This window comes from Pseudomonas sp. P4_C8, assembly GCF_056401975.1.
The window spans coordinates 40,405-61,825 of the sequence record NZ_JBFUIH010000019.1; the positions used below are offsets into that span (position 1 = coordinate 40,405).

Genomic DNA, 21,421 nt, shown 5'->3' on the forward strand with positions numbered 1-21,421 from the left:
GCGCATCTCCCCAACAACAGCTAGTGCGGCCTGGCAGCGAGGGTTTTATGTTTAATGTTGTTTCTTCTGGCCTTAGGTTTACGTCCGTTTCATGGGAGCGCGCCAATGCTTGGCAGCGCCCTGACTGTAAGGGTCAGACCTGGCGATAATTTGATGATCCTGAAAGCGATGCAGATGGCGCGGCCTGGCGATGTCCTCGTAATTGACGGTAGTGCCGACCTAACGCGCGCCGTCTTCGGAGGCATCATGCGGGCAATGGCATTGATTGAAGGCCGGAATTGTTGGCGTGGTAATCAATGGCGCTCTGCGCGATCTCGATGAGTGGCAGACCGGCGAGTTGCCAGCCTACGCTATCGGCGGGGTGCATCGAGGGCCAAGCACCGATGGTGGAGGAGAAATCAATGTCCCGATCTCCTGCGCTGGAATGTTGGTTACACCTGGTGATTTGATGATCGGCGACGGCGATGGTGTAGTTGCTGCCGCCCGTTCAGAGCTGCCTGAATTGCTTGTGCGTTGCCACGATTTGCTTGCGCGCGAGCAGGCAACATTGAAGGCTATTGAAGCCGGCACACTAGACCCGAATCGCTTCGACGCTATTTGCGGGCAAAGGGCTGTCCGCTTTAACTTCTCAGGCACGCCGACTCATCCCTACGAGCGACATTCAATTCACTTCTTTGTTAGCGCGATGCAATGCGCACCAGTATCTCTCAACCATCTAACTCATAAGCTAAAGGCGGGCAGCCTCAAATGATCGATTGGGCTATGTACCTGCTGTTGGGCGCGGCCATGGGCACACTCGGAGGGATATTCGGGATCGGTGGTGGACTCATTGCAATCCCGGCTTTGGTGTTGATGTTCGGAATGGATCAACAGCTGGCTCAGGGGACGACGCTCGTCATGGTCGTGCCCAACGTGATGCTCGCGCTGTGGCGATACCACCAACGAACACGAATTTTACTGCGTCATGCGGCGCCATTAGCGGCAGCAGGATTTGTCTTCGCCTGGATAGGATCGATCATTGCCGTAGGCCTGGATCCCGATACCATGCGCATAGGTTTTGCCGTCTTCATGATGCTGCTTTCGGCCTACAGCTATTTGCAGATGTACTTACCTAAACTGCCGCCCAGCAAAGAGCTGCGACATCCATGGCCATGGTTGATGGTCTTGGGATCGGGTTCCGGGATCTTGGGCGGTTTTTTCGGTTTGGGAGCATCGGTATTGGCCACTCCCGTTTTATCCACCGTCTTCGGTACAACCCAAGTAGTTGCGCAAGGGCTATCACTGGCACTGGCCGTTCCGAGTACGGGTGTAACGCTGCTGACTTATGCACTCCACGACCATGTGCAATGGCATCTTGGCCTGCCCATGGCGTTAGGTGGGCTTCTCAGTGTCAGCTGGGGAGTCAAGCTCGCTCATGCCCTGCCCGAAAAGTCTCTTCGCACCTGGTTTTGCCTGTTTCTTATGGTGTGTGCTGCCTTGATGATCACTAAAGCTTGAGACGCATTGAGCAATCACACTGAAAACGGGTTAATTCGATTATTCACAATTCGTGCTGAACGCGTTCACTTTCACGCTCTTGATGCGTGATCAGGGATCAATATGCTGTAGGCATGTTTGTACCCGTGATCTCGAATAAGACAGAGAAAGAATCCAGCCATGAATATGCCTCGAACGCTCTACCAGAAACACATCGATAGCCACACCGTTTGCCCTCTTGATAATCAAGGCCACGTGCTTTTGTACATTGATCGCCAGGTCGCTAACGAATACACGAGCCCCCAGGCATTTAGCGGGATGCGCGAAGCAGGCCGTAAAGTATGGCGGCCAAACGCGACGCTTGCGGTGGTCGACCACGTGAACCCGACCGCACCGGTTCGTATTGCGACCATGCCGGATGCCGGCGGTGCGCAACAGGTCTCGTACTTTGAAGAAAACTGCCGAGACTTTGGAATCGAGCTCTTTGATGTGCTGGACAAGAGACAAGGCATTGAGCACGTCGTAGCGCCAGAGCAAGGCTTCATATTACCTGGGATGGTCGTCGCTGCAGGTGACAGCCACACCACGACTTACGGTGCATTGGGTGCTTTCGGATTTGGCATCGGCACCTCTGAAATCGAGCACCTGCTGGCGTCGCAAACACTGGTCTACAAACGCCTGAAAACCATGCGAGTTACAGTGAACGGGCTGCTCAGTAGCGGTGTCACGTCCAAAGATATCATCATGGCGCTGATCGAAAATATCGGCGCATCAGGCGCCACTGGCTATGCAATCGAATTCGCCGGGCCGGCGATCTCTGAGCTAAGTGTCGAGGCCAGAATGACGATCTGCAACATGGCCGTCGAAGCGGGTGCCAGGGGCGCGTTCATGGCTCCGGATGACAAAGTCTTCGCTTATCTGCAAACCAAACCACGTGCGCCTCAAGGCGAAATGTGGAAGCAGGCAGTTGCTAAGTGGAAAGAACTGCACACTGACGAAGGCGCTGTATTTGACCGCGAGGTAATACTCAACGTTGATGATCTGGAACCGATGGTCACTTGGGGTACAAGCCCCGATCAAGCCTCGCCAGTCGGCGGTTATGTGCCAGACCCTGCCACTCAACCCGACCTCATTCTTCGCCAAGGTATGCAACGCGCTTTGGATTACATGGGTCTGCAGGCGGGCATGCCGCTGAGCGACGTGGTCATCAGCCATGCGTTTATCGGCTCCTGCACTAATGCACGAATTGAAGACTTGCGTGACGTTGCCCGTGTGGTGCGCGGCAAGCGCGTAGCGGCACATGTACGAGCAATGATCGTTCCCGGCTCAACACTGGTTCGTACTCAAGCCGAACAGGAAGGCCTTGCGCAGATATTCCTGGATGCCGGTTTTGAATGGCGGCAGTCGGGTTGCTCGATGTGCCTGGCCATGAATGACGATGTCCTCGCTCCAGGTGACCGCTGCGCATCAAGTACAAATCGCAATTTTGAAGGTCGCCAAGGTGCCGGCGCGCGCACCCATCTCATGAGTCCGGCGATGGTCGCAGCTGCAGCGATCACCGGACATTTGACCGACGTTCGCTCATTCGCCCTGGAGGCTTGAAGCATGCAACCTTTCAACACGGTCAGCGGCAGCGCCGCGCCACTTTTGGCTTCCAACATCGACACCGACGTGATCATGCCCAAGCAGTTTCTCAAGGGTATTGATCGAAAAGGGCTGGATCGCGGTTTGTTCTTCGATCTGCGCTTTCTGGAGTCAGGCGAACCCAACCCTGAGTTCATTCTCAATCAACCCGCCTGGAATGGCGCAGCCTTCCTGGTGGTCGGCTCCAACTTCGGTTGTGGGTCTAGTCGAGAACATGCCGTTTGGGGCCTGAAGCAAGTCGGCATCAGAGCACTCATCGGCACCAGTTTTGCCGGTATTTTTTATGACAACTGCCAGCGCAATGGTGTGTTGGCCATACAGCTTTCTGAAGCCCAGCTAAAGCAGATTGCCAGGGTAGTCAGTGACGCGCCGACAGCACGGATCGAAGTGAATTTACCAGAGCAAACAATCGAATTGGCGGACGGTACTGTGATTCCTTTCGAGATCGACCAACTGCGAAAACAGTCCCTTTTGCTGGGGCTTGATGCGATTGGTACGACGTTGCAGCGGGCCGATCAGATTCGAAGCTTCGAATCTCGGCATCTGGCGGAAAACCCCTGGTTGAGCTGATGAAAATTCCTGGCGGAAGATCACGTGTGTTGATCTTCCGCCCCGGAAGTCACCCAACCGATAGATCGCGAAAGTACTCTTCCAGAAATTCGACGCAGACGCGCAATTTAGCCGACTCGCTTAGGCGAGTGGGATAAACAGCCCAGACATTGGCGCTCTGTGAGTAATCAGCAAGCACCTGCACCAGACGTCCTTTTTCCAGCATCGGTTTCACATCCCACATCGAACGCAGCAGAATGCCGCCACCACTCAGCGCCCACTCCAAAACAATCTCGCCACTGTTGGAAGACAACGGGCCGCTGACGCGCACGGATTCTTCCTGCCCGTTTCTGGTGAGGTTCCACACGCCAAAAGCGTTGTTTCGCTCTTTCAGCACCAGGCAATCATGGTTTTTGAGATCTTCCAACGACTGAGGCGTGCCCCGCCGCTCCAGATACTCGGGCGTTGCACACAGCACGCGCCGATTACTCACAAGCTTGCGCCCCAAATGCTGACCCGGCAGGTCATCTCCCACACGTATCTCCAAATCGAACCCTTCGCTGACTATGTCGACGACGCGATCAAACACGTCCAAGCGAATATCGAGTTTTGGATAAGTCTGCGAGAGCTTGCAGATCGCTGGCGCAACGTGATTGCGTCCAAAACCGAAGCTGCTGCAAATATGCAACGAGCCCATGGGCTGATGGCGCGCCTCGGATATTTCCCCAACAAAATCGTCGAGATCACCCAGCAATTTTTCAGCCCATACCCGCACCCGCTCACCATCATCGGTCAAGGCAATACGTCTGGTTGTGCGGTGCAATAGCCTTGTCGACAGAGTTGTTTCGAGCACCGCTATCCGCTTGCTGATGTAAGCGGGCGAGTAGCCCAGCTCCTCGGCAGCACTGGCAAAGCTGTTTTTTCGAACGACAGTAAGAAAAACATTGAGGTCTTCAGGCAAGGGGAATTGGTCACGATTCGTGTTCATGCGCCTCATACTTCCGCTATTTATCACGTGATTTGCGAAGGATACCATCGAATTACCGAGTGGCAACTTGAGCCCGGTTAACCGTGGTTTCTGAATCCTCGATAAAAACAACATGAGGAAATAGCGTAATGAACAGTCCCTATGAGCAATCCCTGAAAGTAGATGCTGAAGGCGGTTTTCTTCAACGCCTACGAAACCTTTGTGCCTACGAAATTGGTGTTATCCCATTGCCGATTTTCCTCGGCATAGCCTTGATTGTATTTCTCTCGGCGCACTTGGGTTTCCTGCCCAAAAACATGATCGGCGGCCTCGCTGTAATCATGACCATGGGCGTGTTTTTTGGTCAGTTGGGGTCGCGCCTTCCGCTACTCAAGGAAATTGGTGGCGGGGCCATCTTGTGCCTGATGCTGCCATCGGTGCTGGTGTTTTACGGCTTCTTCGGGCCGGCAACGATTGATGCGACCAAGATGCTGATGAAGGAGGCTAACTTCCTCTACTTCGTGATTGCCAGCCTGGTTGTCGGCAGCATTCTGGGGATGAGTCGCTTTATCCTGGTTCAGGGCATGATCCGGATGTTCATCCCCCTGCTCGTCGGCACCTTGGCCGCCGTCGGAAGCGGGTTGATTGTAGGCAAGCTGGCCGGCTACAGCTTCTACCACACGTTCTTCTTCATCATCGTACCAATTATTGGCGGTGGGATCGGTGAAGGGATTCTGCCTTTGTCGCTGGCTTACTCAGCGATCCTCGGTGGCACGCCCGATATCTATGTCGCGCAATTGGTGCCCGCCGCCGTAGTCGGCAACATCGCAGCAATCATCTGCGCAGGTTACTTGGCTCGTCTGGCGCTGAAACGTCCGAACATCAATGGTGAAGGCTCACTGATTCGTGCCAAAGCTGAGAATGACAAATTCAAGGTCAAGGAAGAGACGAACTCCGGCGTCGACCTTCGCGTCATGGGTGCAGGCGTGCTGATCATCTGCGCCTTCTTCGTCCTGGGCGGTTTGCTGGAAAAAGTAGTCGGCATCCCGGGGCCAGTGATGATGATTCTGGCCGCCGTACTGTTTAAGTACATCCGTGTCCTGCCGGAAAAACTGGAGAAAGGTGCGCAATCGTTCTACAAACTGGTTTCCGCCGCCTTCATCTGGCCGGTCATGATCGGCCTCGGCATGCTCTATGTACCGCTGGATAGCGTGGTAAAAGTCTTCTCGATTGGCTATGTGCTGGTGTGCGTATCAGTCGTGGTATCGATGACAGTCGCGGGTTTCTTCATTGGCAATGTGATGAAGATGTATCCCATCGAATCGGCCATTGTCACCTGCTGCCACAGCGGTCTGGGAGGCACTGGAGACGTTGCAATTCTCTCGGCTTCTAATCGGATGTCGCTGATGCCTTTCGCTCAGATTTCAACGCGCATTGGCGGAGCATCGACGGTAATTCTCGCAACTATTTTGTTAGGTATTTTCGCTTGAATGGAATAGTAAGCCCACGATACGAGCACTAAGCTGTACTGCTTCTGAAATCTATCTTCACTGTTACCGTATCAACGAAAAAGGGCCCTTAACGGGCCCTTTTGTACTCAAACCAAACTCACTTGGTCAGCCAGGACTCGTCGATGTCGGAGCCATACGGCTATTGCTCGCGCATACGCCTTATATCCCTCTGAGGCGGCTCACCAAACAGACGGCTGTACTCACGACTGAACTGCGAAGAGCTTTCATATCCGACCAGACCGCCGGCGCTACTCGCATCTACATTTTGACTTAGCATCATCTGCCGTGCAGCTTGCAGCTTGCAGCCTGAGCTGCTTCTGATATTGCAAAGGGCTCATCCCGGTTACTGCACGGAAGTGCTGCCGGAATGTAGACGGGCTCATGTAAACGGTAGCTGCCAAGTCATCCATGCGAAGCGCCTGACTGAAATTGAGCTTAAGCCAGGCGACTGCTTTGGCTATTTGTTGACTTGGGGAGCCGGCGCTGACGACGTGGAGCAGTTGCGGCCCATGGGCTCCACTTAGCAGGCGAACGACTATCTCTTCTTTGATCAAGGGCGCAATGGCAGCGATCAAAGCCGGTTCATCGAGTAGCCCAACCAGCCGCTCAAGAGCGTCCAGCACATTCACTTCCAGTGTCTGCACAGTGACAGGCCTAAACCCATCATCCTTCATGCGTTGAGATAGCTGCAGACGCTCGGCTACCTGCATAACCATAGTACTGTCGAAGGTCAGCATCATGCCTAAAAACGGGTGCGTATAGCTGGCTTGGGTAACATTCGCTATCACGGGAAGGTCTACGCTCGTGACCATCGATTGCCCAGGGGCATAAGTGAGCACCTCCTCACCCACCATGACTTGCTTGCAGCCTTGCAAGCATAAGCCGATACCCAAGCCATAAATGCAGTGCAAAGGTACTGTAACCGCATTGCGGCGGTGAAGGCTCAGGCCCGGAATGGCTGTTTGGTGGTCGCAATCGGTGCGCACAATTTGGCTCACGAGTTCAGCCAACCGACCAGTGTCGCCGTAGGTACGGTTATTTTTAGAAGCAGCGTGCACGTTCATCTCCTAAAGAGTCACGACGCTACAACGCGCCACGATCAATTCCGTTACTCACCCTAACAATGTCTGACATGACTGCCAGAGCAATCTCGGCAGGCGTCTTGCTTCCGAGGTTAAGACCAATCGGAGCATGTATACGGTCGATGACTCGATCCTCCAACTTTCCGATTCGTCTGACCCGCTCCAGGCGCTTTTCACTGGTGCGTCTTGAGCCCATGGCGCCGATGTAGAAAGCGGAAGTCATAACGGCCTCAAGGAGTGTCAAATCATCCAGTCGGGGATCGTGGGTCAGAGCTACTACTGCAGTGGCGGCGTGGCAGCCCCCTTGAGAAATATAGGTCGCGGGTAGCATTTCGATAAGCTGTACGCCGGGGACGTTAAAGTGCGCTGTCAACTCCGTTCGTGGGTCACACACAATTACTTCATACCCCAGCGCCACGGCAAAACTGGCGCAAAACTCGGCTACCGGTGATAGCCCCGCTATCAGTAGTCGCTGAGCCGCCCCTATCCTCAGACGCACATGACCAGGCTCAACAGCGACGGTCGCGCAGACAGTTGCGTCAGTTTCGATATGAGCATGGGTCGTGCCCAATACGACATGGCGTACAATCAACTGACGGCCCTGCAGAGCACTCAATAGGATCGCAAAATGCTCACGACTTTGGCAGTCGGGCTCGAAGCGTTCGACCAGTACATCCAGCACGCCTCCACACGGCAATTCCAAGGATGGCGCGAGTCCGCCCTCACCGTAACGAATGATCTGGTTATGAACCGCAAACTCCTCGCGTCCCAGTCTTTCTAAAAAGTCCTCTTCTACGCAGCCCCCTGAGAGCGACCCGCAATTGTGTCCCGACTGCAGCGCGACAAGCATCGCCCCAGGCCCTCGGGGAGCAGAGCCGAAGGTTGCCAGGACAGTGCAGAGCCACACACTGTTGCCCCCTTCGAGCCATTTAAGTGCCTGCTGGATCACTTGGACGTCAAGATTCTTCATAGGTCATACAGCGTCAAGAATCATACGAGGAGCTTATCCATGGTGATCGGCAAATCACGAACACGCTTGCCGGTAGCGTGGTAGACCGCATTACTGATTGCTGCCGCAACTCCAACGATCCCCAATTCACCGACTGCTTTACCACCCAGCGCACTGGCCTGTAGATCAGGCACGCCTACATTGATGGTAATGATCTCGGGTACATCTGCATTCACTGGAACAACATAGTCGGCAAGATTGGCATTAACGATACGTCCGTCTCGGCGGTCAATGTGGCCTTCCTCAAGCAATGCCTGACCCAGTCCCATAACCATCCCTCCGATCCACTGGCTTTCGGCGAGCTTCGGGTTGTAGACCCTACCACTGTCGAAAGCAGCGACCATACGTTTGACCCTCACCGTCCCGAAGTCTTCGTCCACCCGAACTTCAACAAAATGCACACCCCAGCTGTGCGCCGAAACGCCGCCAGTTGTCGGCGACTGCATCTGACTAAAACCATGAGCTGCCGCTTCCCGATCTGCCTCCGTAGCGCCTGCTTTGAAGGTGTCGGTCGAAATTTCAAATCGGTCTCGCCCGAGAGCCTTCAGGAGATCCGCTAATGCCACCCCATCACCGGGCCTTTGTGAGGGCTTTATGCGACCGTTTTTGAACACCAGATTACCGATGTCCATTCCATGCAAGGGAGACTTGGGATCTGTTGTCGCAATTCTCAGCAGCTCGTTGCGAGCAACTTTCGCCGCTTTGTACACTGCCCCGGTGAGATTGTTCGCCAGTTGCGATCCACCGGCTACGGGGGCACGGGGCAAGCTCGTATCGCCCAGAGTCACCTTCACTGAACGGGTTGGGACATCCAACACTTCGGCGGCGGTTTGGGCGAGGATCGTATAAGTACCAGTACCCAGGTCGGTGCCTCCACTGAGCACCTCAATCAGACCATCGCGGTGAATGATGATCTTGGCTTCACCAGGAGTTCGCCACACCGGATAGGTACCTGCTGCCATACCCCACCCAATCAGCTCGCGACCTTCACGCATTGAGCGCGGTTTTGGATTGCGACTGGCCCAACCAAATGCATTGGCGCCGGCGGTATAACCCTCGCGAAGACGCCGTGTCGTCCACGGGATGTTTGCCTTCGGATCGTGGGGTGCCCAATTACGCAGTCGTAACTCGATGGGATCGAGCCCGACTTCGTAGGCAAGTTCATCCATGGCGGTTTCGAGTGCGTAGGTGCTGATGTTTTCCCCTGGCGCACGCATCCAGCCGGGATTAACCGTGTTCACCGGAATGATGCTGTGGCGGGCCAGCATGTTGGGTGTGGCGTACATTAGTGCGGTTACTGAAGTGCTGGGCTCCAAGTGAGTATCGTCAATCGCCGTCTCGTTCCATCCCTCATGCAAGACTGAGAGAAGGATGCCTTGCTGTGTAGCGCCCAATGCCAGTCGTTGGCTTGTACGTGGACGTCCACCGTATCCCGTGAAAGTCTGGGGACGAGTCAGGGACACTTTCAGAGGCCGCCCCAAAACCATGGATGCCGCGCATGCCATTGCAACGTGGGGATGAGGCGCGATTTTGCAACCAAAGCCACCACCGACGAATGGAGAAACGATTCGCACATTGGACATGTCGATGCCCATCCACTGGGCGATAACATTGCGGGCACCACCCACCCATTGGCTCGATTCATACACCGTCAGACTGTCCCCACTCCACTGTGCGATACAGGCATGGGGCTCCATTGGAACGTTATATTCGCGCGGTGTTGTGTAGATCCCTTCCACCTTGACCGCCGCAGAAGCCATAGCCAATTCGGCTTCCCCCCATTTCGCTTGCAGATCATCAATGGGCTGAGGTTTTGTCCGTCGATCATCGGGGTCAATAATGGCTTGGGTTTGTTCGTAGCTGACCTTCAAGAGACAAGCGGCTTCGGTCGCTTGCTCGAAAGTTTCAGCAACAACCAAGGCAATGTGCTGCCCGTTCCAGCGAACCTGGTCGTCTTGCAGCGGCGTGAAGCTTTCGGTGGCGGCACCGCCTTTGATAAACGGAGTGGCTTGCTGAATCGTTAGCCGATTGAGATGCGTATAGACAGCAACCACTCCAGCAGCGGTTTCAGCCGGAGTAGCATCGATTGCAGCGATGCGTCCGGCGGCGATGGTTGATTGCACAACAACGCCGTAGAGCATCCCTTCAATGGCATGCTCAATGGCATAGCGTGCCTCACCTCTCACTTTAAGAGCCCCATCCTGACGGGACGCACGCTCCCCAAGCGCACCGTTGGGCTCTATGCTGACCATTGGCGCGGCCTCGCCGGTTAATGGGTTCAATGCTAGCCCGGTGTAAGCTACGGCAGAACCGGCGGCGGCAGTTTTGAGCAGAATCCGCCGACTGATATTGGGATTGAAGAGATCGTTCATACCAAGCCTCCAGCTGCCATCAGCGCTCTCGCAACCACGCGTGGTGCCAAAATTATCTTGAAGCCATTGTGTTCCCGAGCATGCGCACCATCGACAGCGTGGCGGGCTGCCTCACGAAGTACCTTTTCGGTAAATGGCTTACCAATGAGTGCTTGCTCCACAGCACGGGCACGCCATGGTTTGGTGCCCACTCCACCCAATGCAATGCGCACATTGCGAATGGTGTGGCCGTCACTTTCGAACTCCACACCTACAGCAGCACTTGCTGCAGCAAACTCATAAGAGGCGCGATCACGCACCTTGAGATAGTGAGAATGCTTAAGTGCTGGAATCACAGGGACTTCAACGCCAACGATAATTTCCCCAGCAGCCAGATCGTGCTCAATGTCGGGGCGGTTACCTGGTAGTCGATAGAAGTCATCTGCGGACACCGAACGATCACTATCACCACGGATCAAAATTCTCGCATCGAAAGCCACCAACGCGACAGCTRGGTCACCAGGATAGGTGGCAATACACGCGTCGCTGCCGCCCAGCACAGCATGATTGCGATTCACACCATTGAGCGCCACACAGCCGGAGCCAGGGGTGCGTTTGTTGCAATCGGGGTAAGCGGCAGGATCGCGGAAGTAAGTGCAACGCGTGCGCTGCATGAGGTTGCCACCAATTGATGCCATGTTGCGCAATTGAGGAGAGGCGGCACGCCACAATGCGTCACTCAGAACCGGTGCCTGGGTCTGTATCCGGGTATCCGCAGCTACCTGGCTCATTTTGGCCAAGGCTCCAATATGGATTTGTTCAGCGCTGAAAGTGATGTAACTCAAACCTGGCAAATGATTGATATCAACCAGCCGAGCCGGACGTTCCACTCCACACTTCATCAAATCCAGTAACGTTGTGCCGCCTGCAAGGAATCGAGTCTCGGGCGCGCTGACTTCCTGGCGCGCGATGTTCAAGTCGTCTGGGCGAATATAGTCAAACGCTCTCATGCCTTGCCCCCCTGCAAACGTGCCGCCGCTGTTCGGACGGCGGTAACGATGTGTGGGTAAGCACCACAGCGACAGAGGTTGCCGCTCATGTATTCGCGAATGGCATCGTCCGAGCCGGTATGTCCTTCACGTATGCAAGCGACCGCAGACATGATCTGACCAGGCGTGCAATACCCACACTGGAAAGCATCAAACTCTACGAAAGCGGCTTGCACAGCGTGCAAGGTACCGTCGGCTTGAGCCAATCCTTCGATGGTGGTCACGTCACGGCCTTGGACTTGAGCAGCCAACGTCAGGCAGCTCAGTACACGCTGTCCGTCGACGTGCACCGTACATGCACCACACTGACCTTGGTCGCAACCTTTCTTAGTTCCAGGGAGGGCAGCATGTTCACGCAGGGTATCGAGTAACGTGGTACGGGAGTCGAGTTCAAAGTCCCGCTGTGCGCCGTTGATGGTGAGCTGAAGTCTGTTACGGTCTGCCATGCTGGCCTCTCCAATAAAGTCCGACAGCGCTTAGCAAGGCGTTACACAAGCGCCATTTCGTGCTTCAAGTATGCTTTGCTCGGGCCTTGGAGAATTGCCTGATCGGCGGGGTTTATTGCCTGATCCGACGACGTTTTTTGCTCTCACGCTGAGCGTAACAAGATGTTACTGAGCCTGTGGCTGCTCGAAATGACGAAGGCAATGAGACGCCGCCTTGGGACACAGAGCGGCTGCAGCGTTTTTCGTTGGGCCCTGCATGCTCAGTCTGATTTCCAAAGTTTCTGACTACAGCTTGTGGAAGATGTAATCAGAACAACCGGAGGCATCAACTTCGACACCTATATCACCTAGATGCTGGCGTAATCCTTGATCATCAACTCGCACGCGCCAATGAGGGCTCTCCGTTTTATGAAGCCCTGCATCGTAGTTCTGGATCGCATTGATCAATACAGTCCGCTCAGGTAGATAGACCGCAAGCGCATTTTCTTTCCAGGCTGCTGTGGTCATGCCCATGGACTCGCAAATGGCGACTTTTGCTCCAGCATCGTTTCTGTCTGCTTCCCGTGACTGATCTACTTGGCTGGCTAACGTTGGGTCTACGATTCGATCAGAAAAAATGATTTCGCCCTCATCCCATACCTCTGGCGGACATGCCTTCTGCGCTGGATTCAAGGAGATAAAAGGTGAGATCTCCATTGGGTAAATCCGGCAAACCAAAGGCCGCTCTTCATAGATCCCGCACCGATCTTGGTCGTCCAGGTTAGGGCATTGCATGAGCGCATTTGCAGCCAGAATCGCAACAGCTCTGATCTTGGCAGTACCGCTATCAACTTCAATTGCACGGCGGGAGCTGTGAACGAATTTCGCCGGTTCGGTGGGATAAAGCGTCTCATCGAATGCTTCGAGAATCACAGCCACGTCATGGCCGCGCTGCAGCCACTGCCTCGACTCACTCAACGTCAGGGGAATCAGGCGTCCCTTGCAGCAGACTCCACAGCCGTTGCAGGCAAAGCGTATAGCAGTATTTTCCATGAACACACTCGACATAGTTTGACCAACCACCACCGTGGGGCTCTGGGCAAAGCTCCCGTCGAGGTGAAATTGACGTTGTCTAAATTATGTCGAGCAGATTCAACAGGTGATTGCTGAATCCATTCGAATACTTGCCGTTTCCAACGTAAATGCTCCTTCTTCTACCAAGGTGGTTCAGCGTAATGAGAGCGTTGCGCAGAGATGGTAATGACCGAGCTTGAAGGTGAAGTTCGTCGTTTTAGGCAACTTTTTACCCGAACCCTGCAAACCACTCCGGCTCATTGCGGGGAGAATAAATCACTGCTTTCGCAGACGGGCCGCCAGGCCGCATTAGGGCCAAAGGCCTACGAATGCCCATCTCTAACCTATGAGGACTATCAAATGGCTGACAAAAAGGTTTGGCTTATAACAGGAGCGAGCCGAGGTCTCGGCGTTCACCTGGCACAGGTAGCTCTGACAGCTGGCCACGTGGTGGTCGCTACCGGGCGAGATCCGAAAAAGGTAGAGATCGCTGTAGGCGCTCATGAAGATCTGCTGACTGTGAAACTCGACGTCACCCGCCCGGAAGAAGCAGAAACAGCGGTGGCAGCCGCATTAAGCAAATTCGGTCGGATCGACGTGCTCATCAACAACGCAGGCGATTTTTACGCAGGTTTCTTTGAGGAGCTCACACCAGATCATGTTCGGAGCCAAATCGAGACGCTGCTGTTCGGCCCGATGAATGTGACCCGTGCGGTATTACCCGTCATGCGCAGGCAGCGGTCAGGCCTGGTGGCAACTGTCTCCTCCACAGCAGGCATCGTTGGCGGCACTTTCTGCAGCGCCTACGCCGCCGGCAAATTTGGCGTTGAAGGATGGATGGAGTCATTGGCTTCGGAGGTCGAACAATTCGGCGTCAAGACCATGCTGATAGAGCCAGGCTTCTTCCGCACCGATCTACTCACTGCCAATTCCACTACATTCGCTGAGCCTGTAATCGAGGATTACGCGGAGAAGACGCGTGAAACCGTAAAAGCCTGGAGCGACATGAGCGGTAAGCAAGGAGGAGACCCCGCAAAGCTGGCGGTGGCCATTATTCAACTAGCTGGGAGCGAAACTCCTCCAGCTCGATTCGCTGGTGGAGCGGATGCCATCGAGGCTTTCGAGAATAAGGCCAAGGTTCTTCTGGAACAAGCCAACGCACACCGCTCGCTGTCGTCCTCGTTGGCGCACGACGAAGACTAACCAGAGATCGATAACTTCACCGGCAGGGTGGCCCTCGTTACAGGCGCAGGTGCGGGAATCGGTTTAGCAACCGCGAAGGCTTTCGCCGAGGCAGGTGCCTCGGTAGTTCTTGCTGATGTGAACGAGACACAGCTTTTTCACGAAACTCAAATCCTGCTTGCTGCGGGGCAGCAGGCTACGGCCATCGTTTGCGATGTGGCGGACGAAGTCCAAGTTGCCTCAATGGTTGAGAGAGCAGTAACTATTTACGGTCGCCTGAACATGGCATTCAACAATGCTGGTAGCCACTCATACGCGTATTGGTGTTGCTACCCCTGCCCTCGCAACACCGAAATATCCCTCTTTGGGGGTACGCCAAACAGACGGCTGTATTCGCGGCTGAACTGGGATGGGCTTTCATATCCGACCTTGTAAGCCGCACTGGAAACGTCTTGGTGTTCATTGAGCATCAACCGTCTTGCTTCATTCAGTCGCAGCCATTTTTGATACTGCAAGGGGCTCATTGCAGTGAGTTGGCGGAAGTGGTGGTGAAAGGTCGGAGTGCTCATCTGCACCCGGGCCGCAAGTTCGTCGACGCGAAGCGCCAAGGTGTAATTCAACTTCAGCCAATCGATGGCTTTCGCGATCCGATAACCTTGACCATCGACAGACGTTATTTGTCGCAGCCGGCTCGCTTGATCACTCTGCAAGAGACGGTAGTGAATCTCGCGTTGGATCAAGGGTGCAAGGACAGGGATGGACTCCGGCTCATCGAGCAGTGCCAATAAGCGCTCGAATGAGGCCAGCATAGCTGGTGTCACGGAACCAATTCCTACCCCCTTCGCAACTGATCGATCACGGGTTGGCGGCAGGTCACTTTGCGCTATCAGCTCAGCCAGCATGCGTAGATCGAGTTTCAACGTCAGCCCCAAGCATGGTTGTTCCGGGCTTGCCGTCAGCACTTCTGAATTGGCAGGCAAGTCTAATGAGGTGATCAGAAACCGCGACGTGTCATAGGGGTAGCCCTCGCCACCAACCCAGAGCTGTTTCTCACCTCGGGCGATGAGAATGATGCTTGGCTCAACCATGCAGACGATGGGCGGTGCTGGATGTTCGCGCCTGAAGAAGCCGAGACCTGTAATGGCCGTTCCGTAATCACCTGGTTTCGAGATCTGCGCGCCGATGATCTGCGCAAGCTTTTCTTGTGGCGATGTCTGTTGAGAGTCGGTCTTGGATTTGTTCGTCATATTCGTCTTATACCTCTTCACAGAACTCTAACTCGCCAGCTCCCGACCGTCCTGCAAAAAAACAGAGACTCATAGAATCAGGCAAGTAATCCAGTGGAATGCACTACAGAGAGCCTTGGCAGACCCGGAAAATGTCCATCCGACAAATCCTTTGAGGTCTCTCCCATGCTTGTACAAGCCTATGGCGCTCACGCTGGCGACAAACCCCTTGAGCCGATGCAGATCAATCGCCGCGAGCCGGCAGCCCATGATGTTCAGATCGATATCGCCTTCTGTGGCATCTGCCATTCGGATTTGCACCAAGTGCGCGCAGAGTGGGCAGGCACGCAATTTCCTTGTGTACCTGGGCATGAAATTGTCGGTCGCGTATCGGCGGTGGGCGCACATGTAGCGGATTTCAAAGTCGGCGATCTGGTCGGTGTCGGCTGCGTCGTCGACAGTTGCAAACACTGTGACGACTGTGACACAGGCCTGGAAAACTACTGCGATGAGATGGTCGGTACCTACAACTTCCCGACACCGGATGCACCTGGCTGGACGCTGGGCGGCTACTCGCAAAACATCGTGGTGCATGAGCGCTACGTGTTACGCATCCGCCATCCCGAGGCGCAACTAGCTGCCGTCGCCCCGCTGCTGTGCGCGGGCATCACCACTTACTCTCCTCTGCGTCACTGGAACGCCGGCCCAGGCAAGAAAATAGGTGTGGTCGGCATCGGCGGTCTGGGTCACATGGGCATCAAGTTGGCCCACGCGATGGGCGCCCACGTCGTGGCGTTCACCACCTCTGAAAACAAGCGCGAGGCGGCAAAGGAGTTAGGCGCCGATGAGGTGGTCGTATCGCGTAACCCTGAAGAAATGGCTGCACATACCAAGAGTTTCGACTTCATTCTCAACACCGTCGCAGCCCCACACGATCTTGATGCTTTTTTGGTTCTGCTCAAGCGTGATGGTGCACTGACGCTAGTCGGCGCACCGGCCTCGCCGCATCCGTCACCCAACGTGTTCAACCTGATCATGAAGCGCCGAACGATTGCCGGTTCGATGATCGGAGGCATCCCGGAAACACAGGAGATGCTTGATTTCTGTGCCGAGCACAGCATCGTCGCCGACATCGAACTGGTTCGAGCAGACCAGATAAATGAATCCTACGAGCGAATGCTCAAGGGTGACGTCAAGTATCGCTTCGTGATCGACAACTCCACATTGGTTGATTGAGCGCCTCAGATTCGGGGCTGCGACGCTTCGCGCAATACAGGATTCAAACAATGACTGATCACCTTCTACCAGTGCCCCATAAATCATGGGGCGCCGTACTCGCCATGTCGCTCGCCGCCTTCGTGCTGGTGGCATCGGAGTTCATGCCCGTCAGCCTGCTGACACCAATTGCCGCCGATCTGCATATCACCGAAGGACAAGCCGGTCAGGGCATTTCCGTTTCGGGGCTGTTTGCCTTATTCACCAGCCTTCTTATCCCGCTGGTGGCGGCACGAGTTGACCGTAAACCGCTGCTTCTTTCACTGACGCTGTTGATGACCCTTTCTGGAACAGTCGTCGCGTTCGCCCCGAACTACTGGGTGTTCATGATCGGCCGTGCGCTGATCGGTATTGCGATAGGTGGCTTCTGGTCATTGTCGGCGGCAACCGCCATGCGTCTGGTGCCTGACGACCAGATCACTCGCGCAATGGCAATCGTCAACGGCGGCAACGCTTTGGCGACAGTTATTGCTGCGCCATTGGGTAGTTTTCTTGGCGCCCTGATTGGCTGGCGCGGTGCATTCTTGTGCGTCATCCCAGTCGCGATAGTCGCCTGTGTCTGGCTGTTGTTAAGCCTTCCAGCAATGAAATCGCACAACGGTTCAGGCACTGGCAACGTCTTCAAGCTAATGAAAAGCACGCCGGTTGCGTTAGGCATGGTGGCGGTCAGTGTGTTTTTCATGGGCCAGTTCATGCTGTTTACCTATTTGCGCCCATTCCTTGAAACGGTCACTCATGTCAGTGTCTCCATGCTGTCGCTGATGTTGCTCGTGCTGGGTCTGGCGGGCCTTGCCGGAACCTTCCTGATTGAAGCGTTCTTGAAAAATGGCCTGTATCGAATCCTCATCGTCATCCCGATCCTGATGGCAGTGATTGCACTGGCGCTTGTTTCATTCGGTAGCTCGGCAGCCACTACGACTGTCCTGCTTGGCCTATGGGGACTGGTTGCGACTGCGGCGCCCGTGGGATGGTGGATATGGCTGGCAAGAACGTTGCCAGACTCTGCTGAAGCGGGAGGCGGTTTAATGGTGGCGATCATCCAACTCGCTATTGCGTCTGGCGCAACCGTTGGCGGGCTGGTCTTTGACTCGAGCGGCTATCAAGCGACCTTCGAATTGAGCGCCACTTTGCTAGGCGTGGCGGCCGTTCTTGCCTTCCTGGCTGCACGCGCAGCATTGCGGGAGCCTGTTGCATCGGTAAGCATTGCTTGAAATAACCGCAAGACACGCCAAGGCATGTCTTGCGGTTTCGGTGGAGGATACGCTCGAAAATTGGACGTGACCGTCAGCGTGCGCTGTCGATGATTTGGCCACCATCCGGAGTAAGGCTGTAACCCGTCAGGAACTGCCCATCCTTGCTGGCAAGGAACAGCACGACCGGCGCAATATCCTCTTCGGGCGATCCATAACGGCCAAGTGCGTTAGTGGGTGCGGGCGCATTGGCCGCTACCCTCCAAGTGTCTGCGACCGGCATGGCATTGTTTACCGTTATCTTGTCAGCGCCCCACTCCCTCGCCGCCGAACGGGTCAGGGCACGCACCGCCTCCTTTGCCATGTTGTAAGGGGCGTAACCCTGCAAGCCGATGACACCGGCCAACGATGCAAAGTTGATGACTCTACCCTCCCCGCTGGCTTTCAGGTGTGGGTAGCAGGCTTGCATCGTCCGCAGATAGGCAATCGGCCCCATTTCCAGATTGCGTTGCAATTGCTCGGCCGACAGTTCGAGTACCGACGAAAAGACCGCCGAAGGGTCGAAGGCATTGTTCACCAGGATGTCGATCCGGCCATATTCAGCAACGACCTTTTCCACCGCGCTTTTGATCTGATCCGGGTCGGCGATATCACACACCACTCCGAAAGCGATGCCGCCCGCCGCCTGGATCTCGGCGACGACACCCGCGACATTTTCAGCCGTGCGGGAAACACTACGAACTGGCGGCAGACACTACGAATGGCTTTACCGTTGTCCTTGCGAAAGTCGGCAATGGTTTTAAAGTCCGGGGCCAAACGCCCCGTGAGCCACATCAGTTCGACGTTGCGCTCGGCTTCACGCTCAAGCCGGCGACTGGACTGAATCCGATTGAGATAGCCGTAGATATAGATCTTCAGCAAGACCGCTGGGTGGTAGGCCGGACGACCCGTTGCAGCAGGATCGACACCCTCAAACCCAAGTACACCCAGGTCGAGTTCATCGACGAAAACGTCGACCACTCGCACTGGATTTTCTTCGGCTACGTAATCGTCCAAGCACTCAGGCAGCATCGTGACTTGCGTCCGAGCCTCACCCTCAATGAATCGCTTCATGATCGCCCCCGATACGATCTAGGCGATCAGAAGGTTAAACAATCACTGGCGTTTTCACACACTCTGGGCCATAAGCAGACGGTCAGGGTTGCATTTGATTAGACGTTAAGTGCTAAGGGCGGCCAGTTTGCGACGACCGCCAATAGTCACAAAGATCAGATACGTTCGACGCCGGTCTTGCCAGATGCGACCAGGCGCTCCAGCAAATGTGCTGGCTGGAACCACATGGCTCCATAGGCACCAAGTACCTCTCGGTAATGACCGATTCGCTCCAGCACATGCGCAAGCCCCAGCCCTTCGGCGTAGTGCAATGGGCCACCGCGCCAGGCCGGGAAGCCGTAGCCATTAATCCAAACCAGATCGATGTCGCTGCTGCGCTGGGCGATGCCTTCGTCGAGCAACTGGACACCTTCATTGATCAGCATCAACAGGCAGCGATCGTGGATTTCCTGATCGCTGATCACTCGGCGCTGGATGCCCAACTCACCGGCGATTTTCTCGGCCAGTGCGACCACTTCCGGATCATCCTTGCGCTCGCGACCTTCATAGAGGTAATAGCCGCGACTGGTTTTCTGACCGAAACGGCCGAGGGCGTAGAGCGCATCGGCAAGTTTGCAGTAACCGGGATCATAGGCAATGACCTCGCGGCGCGACTCACGAACCAGAAAGCTGACATCGATGCCCGCCAGATCGTGCATGGCAAAGACGCCCATCGCCATGCCCAGACCAGTGAGTACCTTGTCAATCTGTGCAGGCGTGGCGCCCTCCAGCAGCATACGATGCGCCTCGCGGGAATAGGGTTCGAGCATGCGATTGCCGATGAAGCCGAAGCACACCCCGGAAACCACCGGGATCTTGCCAATGCGCTTGGCCACTTTCAGCGTGGTGGTCAGGACATCGGCGGCCGTGGCCGCGCCGCGCACTACTTCAAGCAGGCGCATGACGTTGGCCGGGCTGAAGAAATGCAGGCCGACCACGTCCTGCGGCCGGCGGGTGACAGCAGCAATGGCATCGAGATCCAGGGTGGAGGTATTGCTGGCAAGAATCGCGCCTGCCTTACACACCTCATCCAGGGTGCGAAACACCTGCTGCTTGATCGGCAGATTCTCGAATACGGCTTCGATCACCAGGTCAGCGTCGGCGATATCGGCGTAGTCCAGAGTGCCGTGGATCAGCGCCAGTCGCTCATTCACTTGCTCGGCTGTGAGCTTGCCGCGCTGGACACTGGTGTCGTAGTTTTTGCGGATTAGTGCCAGGCCGCGCTCCAGAGCATCAGCCTTGAACTCCAGCAGCGTCACCGCCATGCCCGCATTGGCGAAGTTCATGGCAATCCCTCCGCCCATGGTGCCGGCACCAATGACCGCGACCCGGTTGACCGGACGAATCGACGCGCCGGCGTCCAGCCCCGGCAACTTGCCGACTTCACGTTCGGCGAAGAACACATAGCGCAGGGCCTCGGACTCGGTGGAAGCCTCGGCCTCTTTGAACAACTCGCCCTCACGGGCCAGACCCTCGGCCAGCGGCAGATTGCAGGCTGCTTCTATCGCCGCCACCACCCGCTGCGGCGCGCTCTGGCCTTTCCAGCGCGACTGATTCGCCGCGCGGTAGTCGGCAAAATAGCCCGGCAGCAAGGCTGCGCCCGGGTTTGGGTGCGGCCAGTTCGGGCGGCACGGGCGGCCCGGCGCCTGTCTGGGAATCAGTGCTAAGGCCAATGCCTTGGCCGTTTCTAGCAAACTATCAACGGTGGGTGCCACCCAATCCAGCAGCCCCAGCACTTGTGCTCGATGGGTGCCGATCGGCTCGCCGGACGCAATAAATTTCAGCGCTGCAGCGGCGCCAATCAGACGCGGCAAACGTTGCGTACCACCAGCGCCAGGCAGCAAGCCAAGCTTGATTTCCGGCAGGCCAAGGCGCGCGCCGGCTTCAGCCACCCGGTACCCGCAGGCCATGGCGAGCTCAAGCCCACCGCCCAATGCCAGCCCACCGATGGCGGCGATTAGCGGTTTGTCTAACTCGGTCAGACGGGTCAGCAGACTTGGCAGGTCCGGCTTGGCGAATGACGCCGGGCTACCAAACTCGGATATGTCAGCGCCGGCGCTAAACACAGAACCTTCACCGTGGAGAATAATCGCTTTCACACTGGCGTCCGCGACGGCACGTTCACAGGCCTCCAGCAATTGTTCGCGCAAGGCCTGGCCGAGAGCGTTGACGGGAGCATTGGCGAGGCCGATCAAGGCCAGCGGACCTTCGCAGCGATAATTGATTAAGCTATTCATATGTGATCTCTCTGTCGGATGA

At 55.8% G+C, this 21,421-nt stretch carries 19 protein-coding genes and 2 pseudogenes; 10 read left to right on the forward strand and 11 right to left on the reverse strand.

Annotated features, from left to right (window positions below):
• Positions 1–54: 54 nt before the first annotated feature.
• The 5 genes from AC1DWM_RS13850 (at position 55) to leuD (ending at position 3,690) form a co-directional block, all read left to right on the forward strand.
• Positions 55–321 carry an RraA family protein gene (locus tag AC1DWM_RS13850; protein ID WP_317849420.1) on the forward strand — a complete coding sequence of 89 codons (267 nt, stop codon included), beginning with the start codon at positions 55–57 and terminating at the stop codon, positions 319–321.
• Positions 287–751: an RraA family protein gene (locus AC1DWM_RS13855; RefSeq protein WP_477795422.1), complete on the forward strand. Its 465-nt coding sequence runs from the start codon at positions 287–289 to the stop codon at positions 749–751. Before AC1DWM_RS13850 ends, AC1DWM_RS13855 begins: the two co-directional genes overlap by 35 nt.
• Entirely contained in the window at positions 748–1,497 is a 750-nt protein-coding gene (locus AC1DWM_RS13860) for a sulfite exporter TauE/SafE family protein (RefSeq protein ID WP_477795423.1), read from the forward strand. Before AC1DWM_RS13855 ends, AC1DWM_RS13860 begins: the two co-directional genes overlap by 4 nt.
• A gap of 159 nt (positions 1,498–1,656) precedes the next feature.
• Positions 1,657–3,078: a 3-isopropylmalate dehydratase large subunit gene (gene leuC, locus AC1DWM_RS13865; RefSeq protein WP_223521744.1), complete on the forward strand. Its 1,422-nt coding sequence runs from the start codon at positions 1,657–1,659 to the stop codon at positions 3,076–3,078.
• A gap of 3 nt (positions 3,079–3,081) precedes the next feature.
• Positions 3,082–3,690 carry a 3-isopropylmalate dehydratase small subunit gene (gene leuD, locus AC1DWM_RS13870; protein ID WP_477795424.1) on the forward strand — a complete coding sequence of 203 codons (609 nt, stop codon included), beginning with the start codon at positions 3,082–3,084 and terminating at the stop codon, positions 3,688–3,690.
• A gap of 49 nt (positions 3,691–3,739) precedes the next feature.
• Here leuD and AC1DWM_RS13875 read toward each other — a convergent pair whose 3' ends face one another.
• Positions 3,740–4,657, reverse strand: a complete 918-nt coding sequence (locus tag AC1DWM_RS13875) for a LysR substrate-binding domain-containing protein (RefSeq protein ID WP_477795425.1) — start codon at positions 4,655–4,657, stop codon at positions 3,740–3,742.
• Positions 4,658–4,785: 128 nt separating this feature from the next.
• Between AC1DWM_RS13875 and AC1DWM_RS13880 the strand changes: the two genes are divergently transcribed.
• Complete coding sequence (locus AC1DWM_RS13880; RefSeq protein WP_477795426.1) at positions 4,786–6,126, forward strand: 2-hydroxycarboxylate transporter family protein; 1,341 nt, start codon at positions 4,786–4,788, stop codon at positions 6,124–6,126.
• A 160-nt stretch (positions 6,127–6,286) separates the two neighbouring features.
• Here the strand turns inward: AC1DWM_RS13880 and AC1DWM_RS13885 are convergent.
• The 6 genes and pseudogenes from AC1DWM_RS13885 to AC1DWM_RS13910 all read right to left on the reverse strand — a co-directional run bounded on the left by AC1DWM_RS13885 (position 6,287) and on the right by AC1DWM_RS13910 (position 13,116).
• A pseudogene (locus AC1DWM_RS13885) lies at positions 6,287–7,211 on the reverse strand (AraC family transcriptional regulator).
• A 19-nt stretch (positions 7,212–7,230) separates the two neighbouring features.
• Entirely contained in the window at positions 7,231–8,199 is a 969-nt protein-coding gene (locus AC1DWM_RS13890) for an XdhC family protein (RefSeq protein WP_477795427.1), read from the reverse strand.
• 20 nt (positions 8,200–8,219) lie between these two features.
• Positions 8,220–10,610: a xanthine dehydrogenase family protein molybdopterin-binding subunit gene (locus AC1DWM_RS13895; protein WP_477795428.1), complete on the reverse strand. Its 2,391-nt coding sequence runs from the start codon at positions 10,608–10,610 to the stop codon at positions 8,220–8,222.
• On the reverse strand, positions 10,607–11,599 hold the full coding sequence (locus tag AC1DWM_RS13900; protein WP_477795429.1) for an FAD binding domain-containing protein: 993 nt from the start codon (positions 11,597–11,599) through the stop codon (positions 10,607–10,609). The genes AC1DWM_RS13895 and AC1DWM_RS13900 overlap by 4 nt, the downstream gene beginning before the upstream one ends.
• Complete coding sequence (locus tag AC1DWM_RS13905; RefSeq protein ID WP_477795430.1) at positions 11,596–12,084, reverse strand: (2Fe-2S)-binding protein; 489 nt, start codon at positions 12,082–12,084, stop codon at positions 11,596–11,598. Before AC1DWM_RS13905 ends, AC1DWM_RS13900 begins: the two co-directional genes overlap by 4 nt.
• A 285-nt stretch (positions 12,085–12,369) precedes the next feature.
• Positions 12,370–13,116 carry a YkgJ family cysteine cluster protein gene (locus AC1DWM_RS13910; RefSeq protein WP_477795431.1) on the reverse strand — a complete coding sequence of 249 codons (747 nt, stop codon included), beginning with the start codon at positions 13,114–13,116 and terminating at the stop codon, positions 12,370–12,372.
• Between the two features lie 207 nt (positions 13,117–13,323).
• Here AC1DWM_RS13910 and AC1DWM_RS13915 point away from each other — a divergent pair, with 207 nt between their 5' ends.
• On the forward strand, positions 13,324–14,340 hold the full coding sequence (locus AC1DWM_RS13915; RefSeq protein ID WP_477795432.1) for an SDR family oxidoreductase: 1,017 nt from the start codon (positions 13,324–13,326) through the stop codon (positions 14,338–14,340).
• A gap of 27 nt (positions 14,341–14,367) precedes the next feature.
• The gene (locus AC1DWM_RS13920; RefSeq protein ID WP_477795433.1) at positions 14,368–14,754 is read left to right on the forward strand and encodes an SDR family NAD(P)-dependent oxidoreductase; all 387 of its coding nucleotides are present in this window, start codon (positions 14,368–14,370) and stop codon (positions 14,752–14,754) included.
• Here AC1DWM_RS13920 and AC1DWM_RS13925 read toward each other — a convergent pair.
• Complete coding sequence (locus tag AC1DWM_RS13925) at positions 14,649–15,566, reverse strand: AraC family transcriptional regulator (protein WP_477795434.1); 918 nt, start codon at positions 15,564–15,566, stop codon at positions 14,649–14,651. The two genes, AC1DWM_RS13920 and AC1DWM_RS13925, sit on opposite strands and share 106 nt — an antisense overlap.
• 165 nt (positions 15,567–15,731) lie before the next feature.
• On the opposite strand from AC1DWM_RS13925, the gene AC1DWM_RS13930 reads away from it, so the two are divergent.
• Entirely contained in the window at positions 15,732–16,781 is a 1,050-nt protein-coding gene (locus AC1DWM_RS13930; protein WP_477795435.1) for an NAD(P)-dependent alcohol dehydrogenase, read from the forward strand.
• 50 nt (positions 16,782–16,831) lie between these two features.
• Positions 16,832–18,031, forward strand: a complete 1,200-nt coding sequence (locus tag AC1DWM_RS13935; protein WP_477795436.1) for an MFS transporter — start codon at positions 16,832–16,834, stop codon at positions 18,029–18,031.
• 73 nt (positions 18,032–18,104) lie between these two features.
• On the opposite strand, the gene AC1DWM_RS13940 is transcribed toward AC1DWM_RS13935, so the two are convergent.
• The 3 genes and pseudogenes from AC1DWM_RS13940 to AC1DWM_RS13950 all read right to left on the reverse strand — a co-directional run bounded on the left by AC1DWM_RS13940 (position 18,105) and on the right by AC1DWM_RS13950 (position 21,399).
• A complete protein-coding gene (locus AC1DWM_RS13940) occupies positions 18,105–18,761 on the reverse strand; it encodes an SDR family NAD(P)-dependent oxidoreductase (protein WP_477795464.1) in 657 nt (218 codons plus the stop codon).
• Positions 18,728–19,123, reverse strand: a pseudogene (locus tag AC1DWM_RS13945) (transposase); the annotation flags it as partial. The pseudogene AC1DWM_RS13945 and the gene AC1DWM_RS13940, both read right to left, overlap by 34 nt.
• A 155-nt stretch (positions 19,124–19,278) precedes the next feature.
• Positions 19,279–21,399 carry a 3-hydroxyacyl-CoA dehydrogenase NAD-binding domain-containing protein gene (locus AC1DWM_RS13950; protein ID WP_477795437.1) on the reverse strand — a complete coding sequence of 707 codons (2,121 nt, stop codon included), beginning with the start codon at positions 21,397–21,399 and terminating at the stop codon, positions 19,279–19,281.
• Positions 21,400–21,421 lie beyond the last annotated feature (22 nt).